The following is a 7,885-nucleotide window of genomic DNA, read 5'->3' as shown; positions in this document are numbered from 1 at the left end:
GGGCTCGGGGTGAGCCGGGGCTCCGCGCTGTCGCCGCCGGGGCGCGCCCGGCCCCGGGGAACTAACGTGGAGAGGGAGGTGTGCACGCCACGAGGCGGGCACCTCCCTCCTGGCCTCGCGCCTTACAGGGGCGACAGCATGCAGACGTTCCTGCCGTACCCGGACTTCAGGGAATCGGCGCTGACCCTGGACCGTCGCCGGCTCGGCAAGCAGCGGGTCGAGGCCCTGCAGGTCCTTCGCGGCCTCGTCGTACCGGGTTACGGATGGCGCAGGCACCCGGCGGTCCGGATGTGGGCCGGATACGAGGAGGCCCTGGTCCGGTACGGCCTGGAGGTCTGCAAGGTATGGCGTGAACAGGGACATCAGGACAGCTGCGCGGCGACGCTGGTCGCCGATCTGGCCGCCGTCCGTCCCCGGACACCGGTGCGTGACCAGCAGCCACTGGCGACCGCCGGGGAACTGCCACCCTGGCTGGGCGACACCGCCTTCCACCGCAGCCACCGCTCGGCCCTGGTCCGGAAGGACCCGACCGCATACGCACCGCTCTTCCCCGGAGTACCGGACGACCTGCCGTACGTCTGGCCGACGTCGGACCGGGCGGGGGACGCGTCTGCCGAAGGGTGACTCTGCAGGGCAGGGTGGTCAGCGCGGTCGACACCGCACTCGTGCCCTGGCAGTCGCGGGCTCGACGGCTCGCTGTCCCGGACGGGCTCCGGTCCGGGGCAGACGGCTTCGGCCGGCGCTGAGGCGGTGGCCCGGGAGCCGGAGAAACCCGGCAAGGCGCTGCACGCCCGCTTCGGCGACCGGCTGTCGGCCCGGTGGCGGTGCGGCGCCGGGAGGGTCTTCGTCGGCGCGGCCGGACATCGCGTCACACACGTCGTCGGCGGGGCCACGGCGGTCAGGGTTCCCGTGCTGGACCGGGTGAGGGCGCCGATGCCGGTACGGGGCGTCCGTCGGCGGGGTGTCCGAGCAGTCGCGTCATCGCCTCGGCGGCTCGTACGGCCGCGTCGCCGCAGCAGTTGTTGAACAGGACGTGCAGTTGGTCGACCCGCTCGGCGAGGGCACGCAACCGCGGTATCCACTCGGCGAGTTCGTCGTCGCCGTACGTGTACCGGTACCGCTCCTCCTTGCTCCCGGTCCGCCAGGCGGGACTGCGCCCGTGGAACCGTACGACGGACAGCCGGGCAGAGGTGACGGGTGTGACGGGTGGTACCGAGGACGGGAGCGTCTGAGGCATGTCGACGGCTACGGCGGCCATGCCGTACCGCGCGAGCAGCGCACACGTGGCCTCGGCCTGCCCCTCCCGCCACCACCCGGAATGCCGGAACTCGACGGAGACGGGCCACCCCTCCGTCCGCCGGGCGGCCTCCGCCAGAAAGGTCTCGGCCCGCACCCCGGGCCGGAACCAGGGCGGGAACTGGAACAGCACGCTCCCCAGCCGCCCGGCCCGCCGCAACGGCGCGATCCCCGCGGCGAAGCGCGCCCAGACCTCGTTCAGCACCCCTGGATCCCGGGCGTCGGTCGGCAACCCGTCCGGCATCACCGCACTCCGCGTGGGGTGCCCGGTGAGCAGGGAGAACGCCTTCACGTCGAACACGAACCCGTCCGGTGTGCGCTCCACCCACAGCCGGCTGTTCCGCTCGCCGGGCAGCGCGTAGTAGGAGGCGTCGACCTCCACGACCGGAAACCGCTCGGCGTAGTGCCGTAACCGCCCCTCGGCGTCCCGCCGTCCCACCGGATACCAACCGCTGCCGACCAGCATCCGGTCGGTCCACGAGCACGTGCCCACGAGGATGTCGCCCATGCGGGGCGGTTACCCACCCGGCCCGTCGACAGACTGACGGAACGTCACCCGGAGTCGGCCGGGTTCCCGCGCGGCCACCGGAGTCGGCCGCGACCACGGAAAGGGGGAGTGCCCTCTCCTTTCCACTCTCAACCTATAGCTCATGGGGGGACTTGCGGCAAGGCCCCGGTCGTGACGCAGAATCTCCGGCCGACGGAAGAATCCGGGGACTGGGGAAATGGGGACGCGACATGCGTGTGCTGTTGTCGACGTACGGGTCACGTGGGGACGTCGAACCGCTGGCGGGACTCGCGGTGCGGTTACGGGAACTCGGCGCGGAGGTACGGGTGTGCGCGCCGCCGGACGAGGACTTCGCGCGGCGGCTGGCCGGGGTCGGCGTGCCGCTGGTGCCCTTCGGCCCGTCGGCGCGCGCCCTGACGAAGGCGGGACCGCCGCCGTCATCCGGGGGCTTGCCCCGGCGCGCGGCCGAGATCATCGCCGGCCAGTTGGACGTGGCCATCGCGGCGGCCGAGGGCTGTGACGCGGTGGTGGCGGCGGCCGGCATCCTGCCGGCGGCGGCCGGCGCGCGGTCGGTGGCCGAGAAGCTGGGCATCCCCTCCGTGTGCGTGACCTTCCAGCAGCTCACCCTGCCGTCACCGGAACGCCGGCCGCTGACGTACCCGGGACGCCCCCTCCCGCCGGACGTGACGGACAACCGGGTGCTGTGGAACCTGGACGCCGAGAACATCAACGCGTTGTTCGGCGAGGCGCTCAACACCAACCGGGCGTCGATCGGCCTGCCCCCGGTGGACAACGTTCGCGAGTACGTCTACGGCGACCGGCCGTGGCTGGCGACGGACCCGACCCTGGACCCGTGGCAGGAGACGCCGGACCTCGACGTCGTCCACACCGGCGCGTGGATCCTGCCCGACGAACGCCCGCTGCCGACCGAGCTGGTGACGTTCCTGGACGCCGGCGAACCACCGGTGTACGTGGGCTTCGGCAGCATGCCCATGCGTGACTCGGAGGACGCCGCCCACGTGGCCGTCGAAGCGGTCCGCGCGCAGGGCCGCCGCGCGGTCGTGGCCCGCGGCTGGGCCGACCTGGCCCTGATCGACGACCAGGACGACTGCTTCTTCGTCGGTGAGGTCAACCATCAGGAACTGTTCGGCCGGGTGGCCGCCGTCGTGCACCACGGCGGCGCGGGCACCACGACGACGGCCACGCGCGCCGGCGCGCCCCAGGTGGTGGTTCCGCAGCTGGCGGACCAGCCGTACTGGGCCGGCCGGGTGGCCGACCTGGGCATCGGAGCGGCCCACGACGGTCCGACTCCGACCTTCGAGTCCCTGTCGGCCGCGCTGAGAACGGCCCTGGCCCCCGGGACCCGGGCACGAGCGAGGGCCGTGGCCGGCACGGTCCGCACCGACGGGGCGATGGTGGCCGCGAAGCTTCTGCTCGACGCGATCAGCCGGGAAAGGCCCCCGGTTCCCGCGTGAGTCACGCGGGGGCATCGTCACGACGGTGAGGAGACAGGGCCGTGCCGGCCGTCGGTCCGGGCCTCCAGTGCCCGCAGTACGGCCACCATGTCCTCGTGGCCGTGGCCCCGCGCCACGGTCTCGTCGTAGAGCGTGTGGCAGACGTCGAGGAGCGGGGAGGCCAGGCCGGCCTTGCGGGCGGCCTCCGCGATCAGCCGGTTGTTCTTGAGGACGTCCGCGGCGGCCGCCTGGACGGCGAAGTCGCGGGCCAGGAGCTTCGGCGCCTTCACCCGGGACACGGCGCTGGCCATCGGGCCCGCGTCCAGGACGTCCCGGAGCAGACGCTGGTCGAGCCCGTGCCGGCCGGCGAAGTGGAACGCCTCGGTCAGGCCGGTGACCATCGTGATCAGGAACAGGTTCACCGAGAACTTCATCAGCAGGGCGCCCGGGACGGCTCCGCAGCCGAACGTCTCCCGGCACATGGGCGCGAGCAGGGGCCGTACGGCCTCCACGGCGTCGTCGTCACCCGCCAGCATCGCCACCAACCGGCCCTGCTCGGCCGGGACCCGGGAACCGGAGACCGGGCTCTCGACGTATCGGCCGCTCGCGGCCCGGATGTCGTCCTGGAGGTCGCCGGAGTACTCCGGCGAGGTCGTACCCATGTGGACGACGGTGTGCCCGGCGACGCGCGCGGCGAAGTCCGGGGTGCCGCGCCCCAGCACCGCGTCGATCGCGGTCTCGTCGGCCAGCATGAGGATCACGGTCCCGGCCCGGTCGAAGACCTCGGCCGGGCTCGCGGCGACCTCGGCCCCGGCGGCGCGGAGGGGTTCGCACCGGGCCGGGGTGCGGTTGTGGACGACGAGGGGAGTCCCCGCGCGGGCGAGGTTGAGCGCCATGGGCTGCCCCATGACGCCGAGGCCGATGAAGCCCACAGGCACCGCGCACCTCCGTTCCTGGCCCGCGCCGAGGCCGAGCCGTCGCAGCTGGCTATGACGGCGGTCATAGTAGTCGGCTCTATGACCGTGGTCATAGGGTGGGCCCGGAGAACCCGCGGAACAGTGGTGGAGGTGCGGCATGGTGGTCTCCGAACGGGGCCCACGCGAGCGGATGGTCTTCAGCGCGGCCCAGCTCATACGGCGCGACGGGGTCGCCTCCACCGGGATGCGCGAGGTCGCCGCGCATGCCGAGGCGCCGCGCGGTTCGCTTCAGCACTACTTCCCGGGCGGCAAGGAACAGCTGGTGAACGAGGCGGTGGCCTGGGCGGGCCGGTACGCGGGCAACCGCGTCGCCCGTTTCGTCGCCGCGCTGCCCGAGCCGACGCCCGGCGGGCTGTTCGCCGAGATGGCGCGCCAATGGACCGACGAGTACGAGGCCGCCGGCTTCGCGGGCGGCTGCCCCGTGGCCGCCGCCACGGTGGACTGCGTGGAGTCCACCGCGTCCACGCGGGAGGCCGCGGCCGCCGCGTTCGCCACCTGGACCGGACCGGTGGCCCGGGCGCTGACGGACATGGGCGTGCCCGGCGAACGGGCCGGAGCGCTCGCCACGCTCATGATCAGCACCCTGGAGGGGGCGATCCTCATCGCGCGGGCCGAGCGGGACGTACGCGCTCTGACGACCGCGGTCCGGGAACTCGGCCCCCTCCTCGACGCGGCGGTGCGTCAGGACGACTGACGCCAGGACGACCGACGTCAGGACTACCGACCGGTCGTCCTACTGAAGTGCGGCCGTGAACTTCCCGAGCCGGGCGAGCCCTTCGCGGAGCTCGTCGGCCGACGCCGCGTACGAGAGGCGGACGTGGGTCTCCGCTGTGTGCGTGCCGAAGTCCCGGCCCGGGGTGAGGGCGACATGCGCCTCCTGGAGCGCTCGTTCGCAGAACTCCCAGGAGGTGAGCCCGGTGCGGCTGACGTCGAAGTACACGTAGAACGCTCCGTCCGGCGGGACGGGGACCGGCAGTCCGATCCGTTCCAGACCGTCGAGGACGAGCGCGCGCCGCTGGGCGAACTCGACGCGGCGGGCCTCGCAGACGGCCAGGGACTCGGTGGTGAAACATGTCAGAGCGGCATACTGCGCGGGAGCGGAGGCGCAGAGGAAGTAGTTCTGCGCCAGGCGTTCCACCGCCGGTACGAGGGGCTCGGGAACGACACACCAGCCCAGTCGCCAGCCGGTCATGCCGAAGTACTTCGAGAAGCTGTTGATGACGACGGCGCCGGGGTCGGACGACAGGGCGCTGCGCGGTGGCCCGCCCCGGTCGTCGTGGTCGCTGAGGTTCAGGTAGATCTCGTCGACGACGCGCCACGCGTCGCGCTCGCGGGCCAGTTCGCAGATCGCCGCCAGCTCTTCGGCCGGTACCGACGTGCCCGTCGGGTTCGACGGGGTGGCGACCATGATCCCGCGGGTCCTCTCCGTCCAGTACGACCGTACGGATGCCGCGTCCAGCTGGAAGCGGGTCCCGGCGGTGGTGGGGACGAGGGTGACGCGGGCGCCGAAGCTCTCGGCGATCTGCCGGTTGCAGGGATACGACGGGTCCCCGATGAGCACCTCGTCACCCTGGTCGACGAGGACGGCGGTGGCCAGCACCAGGGCGGCCGAGGCTCCCGCGGTGACGACGACCCGGGAGGGATCGACCTCGACGCCGTGCCGGTCGAGGTAGAAGCCCGCGATCGCCTGCCTCAGGGCGGGCAGTCCCAGGGCGGCGGTGTAGGGCAGCGGCCGACCGTCCATGGCCTCGCGCATCGCGCTCAGGACGGTCGGGGGCGCTCCGAAGTCGGGTTCGCCGATGCTGAGTTTGACGACGTGGTGGCCCTGGGCCTCCAGCGCCGCCGCGTGCTTGCCGAACTCCATGGCGTAGAACGGGGCGACGGCCTGGGCGCGTCGCGAGATGCGTATGCCGCTCATGCGGCCCTACCTTCTTGCTCGATGGCGGACAGGAGTGCCAGGACGAACCGGTTGGCCGGAACGTCGATGCCATGATGCTCGGCGGCGCGCACCACGGCTCCGGTGAGGGCGTCGTACTCAAGGGGCCGGCCGGCGAGCCGGTCCTCCCGCATCGAGGTGGTGCTGCCCTCGGGGACGTGCTGGAGCCAGTGCACGGCACGGTCGACGTGCGCGTCGGTCAGCGCGGCGCCGGCGGCCCGGCCGACCTCGACGGCTTCGCGCATGATGCGCCGGGCGACCCGCTCGACGTCCGGATCGCGCATGACGTCGGCACGGCGGCCGGTCAGGGCGGTCAGGGGATTCGCGGTGATGTTGTGCCCTGGTGTTCGCCACCCTGCGCTGGGAGGAGCGGGACACCATCACCGCCTTCGAGCAGGCCGTGGCCGCGATCCCGCACGTGGTGCAGGCCCAGCGCCTCTTCGGTGAGCCCGACTACCTCCTGCGCGTCGTCACCAGCGGCCTGGCCGCCTTCCAGCAGCTCTACGACCAGCGGCTGGCCACCCTGCCGGGCGTCCAGCGCCTGACCTCGACCATGGTCATGAAGCAGGTGGTCGACGACCGCCCGCTGCCCGCGTAACCGATCGGCGCCCGGGGCACCGGCCATGTTCGTGCCGGGGGCGGTGCGTATATCGGATCAACATCCATGCAGCTCAACCCATTACTGTCAGGGGAAAGTCCGCTACTCTCCGGGCATGGCTCTCCTCGGTCGCCGGCGGACCACGACCAGACTCGCTCCGGAACTCGACGACACCGACCTCGGCAAGGTGCGCAAGCGTCTTGTGGAGAGGGGGACTTCGGGCGGTCGCAGCCTCTCCGTGGCCATGATCGAGCAGCTGCTGCGCGACACCGGGAGGGACTGGGACCGCAGGGCTCACCGGATGAGCGTCCTCGCGGAGTCGACCTCTCCGGCCCTTCAGCGCTCCTGGGCAGGGGAGCAGCCCCAGGACCCGGACGCCCAGCTGCTGTTCGCCTGGGGCGTCATGCTGCGTACGCGGTACGAGGACCAGCCGGACGTGAACGAGACCCACGAGGCGATCGCCGCCTGTGGGCGGGCCACCGGCCAGCGGCCCGAGGACCCCAACCCCTGGGTGGTGCGTCTCGGTCTGCTGCGGCTGTGGCGGCGACCGGAGACGGAGGTCTTCCCGCTCTGGGACGAGATCGTCCATCGCGACCCGTGGCACCGCGAGGCCCATTTCCAGATGCTCGGCTATCTGTCCCCGTGGGAGTGCGGCTCGCACGCGCAGACGGTCGAGTTCCTGGACCGGGTGCGCGCGGGGACGGCGCCCACCGCGCCGACGGCGGGGCTGGAGATCGCGGCCCTGATCGACCGCTACCACGGCACGGTCGACCAGGGCGGGGTCGAGGCCCTCACCGCGATCCATCTGTGGTCCCGCCCGGACGCCGAGGCGGCACTGGGGCGCGCTCTGGCCGACTGGCCCCGTCCCGGCCACCTGACCCACGCCGCGGCCGTGGCCGATCTCAACCTGCTGGCGTACGCGCTGGTCCAGGCGAAGCGGGGCGCGCAGGCCGGCGAGGTGTTCCGGGCGATCGGCGGCCTGGTCACGATGTACCCCTGGGCTCTGGAGAGCGGCGACCCGCTGCTCTCCTTCACCACCTGGCAGCAGCGCGCGGGGAGCTGACCGTCCGACGCCCGGCGAACCGGCGTCGGGCCGCGTACGGAGCGGGCGGCGGG

At 72.7% G+C, this 7,885-nt stretch carries 8 protein-coding genes and 1 pseudogene; 5 read left to right on the top strand and 4 right to left on the bottom strand.

Going from position 1 to position 7,885, the window contains the following annotated elements; all coding sequences use genetic code 11:
• The first annotated feature begins 138 nt into the window (after positions 1-138).
• Positions 139-624 (top strand): MSMEG_6728 family protein, encoded by a 486-nt coding sequence (locus FNH04_RS36840; protein WP_152790193.1) that lies wholly within the window; start codon positions 139-141, stop codon positions 622-624.
• A 274-nt stretch (positions 625-898) separates the two neighbouring features.
• Here FNH04_RS36840 and FNH04_RS36835 read toward each other — a convergent pair whose 3' ends face one another.
• Entirely contained in the window at positions 899-1,804 is a 906-nt protein-coding gene (locus FNH04_RS36835; RefSeq protein ID WP_152790192.1) for a DUF72 domain-containing protein, read from the bottom strand.
• A gap of 230 nt (positions 1,805-2,034) precedes the next feature.
• Here FNH04_RS36835 and FNH04_RS36830 point away from each other — a divergent pair, with 230 nt between their 5' ends.
• Positions 2,035-3,279: a glycosyltransferase gene (locus FNH04_RS36830; RefSeq protein WP_152790191.1), complete on the top strand. Its 1,245-nt coding sequence runs from the start codon at positions 2,035-2,037 to the stop codon at positions 3,277-3,279.
• A 17-nt stretch (positions 3,280-3,296) separates the two neighbouring features.
• Here FNH04_RS36830 and FNH04_RS36825 read toward each other — a convergent pair whose 3' ends face one another.
• Positions 3,297-4,196, bottom strand: a complete 900-nt coding sequence (locus FNH04_RS36825) for an NAD(P)-dependent oxidoreductase (protein ID WP_322724900.1) — start codon at positions 4,194-4,196, stop codon at positions 3,297-3,299.
• A gap of 136 nt (positions 4,197-4,332) precedes the next feature.
• Between FNH04_RS36825 and FNH04_RS36820 the strand changes: the two genes are divergently transcribed.
• Positions 4,333-4,929, top strand: a complete 597-nt coding sequence (locus FNH04_RS36820) for a TetR/AcrR family transcriptional regulator (protein WP_152790189.1) — start codon at positions 4,333-4,335, stop codon at positions 4,927-4,929.
• 39 nt (positions 4,930-4,968) lie between these two features.
• Here the strand turns inward: FNH04_RS36820 and FNH04_RS36815 are convergent, their stop codons facing one another.
• Together FNH04_RS36815 and FNH04_RS36810 are read right to left on the bottom strand one after the other, a co-directional pair.
• Positions 4,969-6,153 (bottom strand): pyridoxal phosphate-dependent aminotransferase, encoded by a 1,185-nt coding sequence (locus tag FNH04_RS36815; RefSeq protein ID WP_152790188.1) that lies wholly within the window; start codon positions 6,151-6,153, stop codon positions 4,969-4,971.
• Positions 6,150-6,479: a ketopantoate reductase family protein gene (locus FNH04_RS36810; RefSeq protein ID WP_386575375.1), complete on the bottom strand. Its 330-nt coding sequence runs from the start codon at positions 6,477-6,479 to the stop codon at positions 6,150-6,152. The genes FNH04_RS36815 and FNH04_RS36810 overlap by 4 nt, the downstream gene beginning before the upstream one ends.
• Before the next feature lie 29 nt (positions 6,480-6,508).
• Here FNH04_RS36810 and FNH04_RS36805 point away from each other — a divergent pair.
• Both FNH04_RS36805 and FNH04_RS36800 read left to right on the top strand, forming a co-directional pair.
• Positions 6,509-6,769, top strand: a pseudogene (locus tag FNH04_RS36805) (Lrp/AsnC ligand binding domain-containing protein); the annotation flags it as partial.
• Between the two features lie 115 nt (positions 6,770-6,884).
• Entirely contained in the window at positions 6,885-7,832 is a 948-nt protein-coding gene (locus FNH04_RS36800; protein WP_152790185.1) for a hypothetical protein, read from the top strand.
• The last annotated feature ends 53 nt before the right edge of the window (positions 7,833-7,885 follow it).

The organism is Streptomyces phyllanthi, assembly GCF_009377205.1.
GTDB lineage: Bacteria > Actinomycetota > Actinomycetes > Streptomycetales > Streptomycetaceae > Streptomyces > Streptomyces phyllanthi.
This window is presented reverse-complemented; position numbering and strand designations above follow the sequence as displayed.

Excerpts from the sequence above, each read along its gene's own strand:
- FNH04_RS36800 (WP_152790185.1), top strand. The coding sequence starts at position 6,885 with ATGGCTCTCCTCGGTCGCCGGCGGACCACGACCAGACTCGCTCCGGAA.
- FNH04_RS36815 (WP_152790188.1), bottom strand. The coding sequence starts at position 6,153 with ATGAGCGGCATACGCATCTCGCGACGCGCCCAGGCCGTCGCCCCGTTC.
- FNH04_RS36835 (WP_152790192.1), bottom strand. The coding sequence starts at position 1,804 with ATGGGCGACATCCTCGTGGGCACGTGCTCGTGGACCGACCGGATGCTG.
- FNH04_RS36830 (WP_152790191.1), top strand. The coding sequence starts at position 2,035 with ATGCGTGTGCTGTTGTCGACGTACGGGTCACGTGGGGACGTCGAACCG.
- FNH04_RS36820 (WP_152790189.1), top strand. The coding sequence starts at position 4,333 with ATGGTGGTCTCCGAACGGGGCCCACGCGAGCGGATGGTCTTCAGCGCG.
- FNH04_RS36840 (WP_152790193.1), top strand. The coding sequence starts at position 139 with ATGCAGACGTTCCTGCCGTACCCGGACTTCAGGGAATCGGCGCTGACC.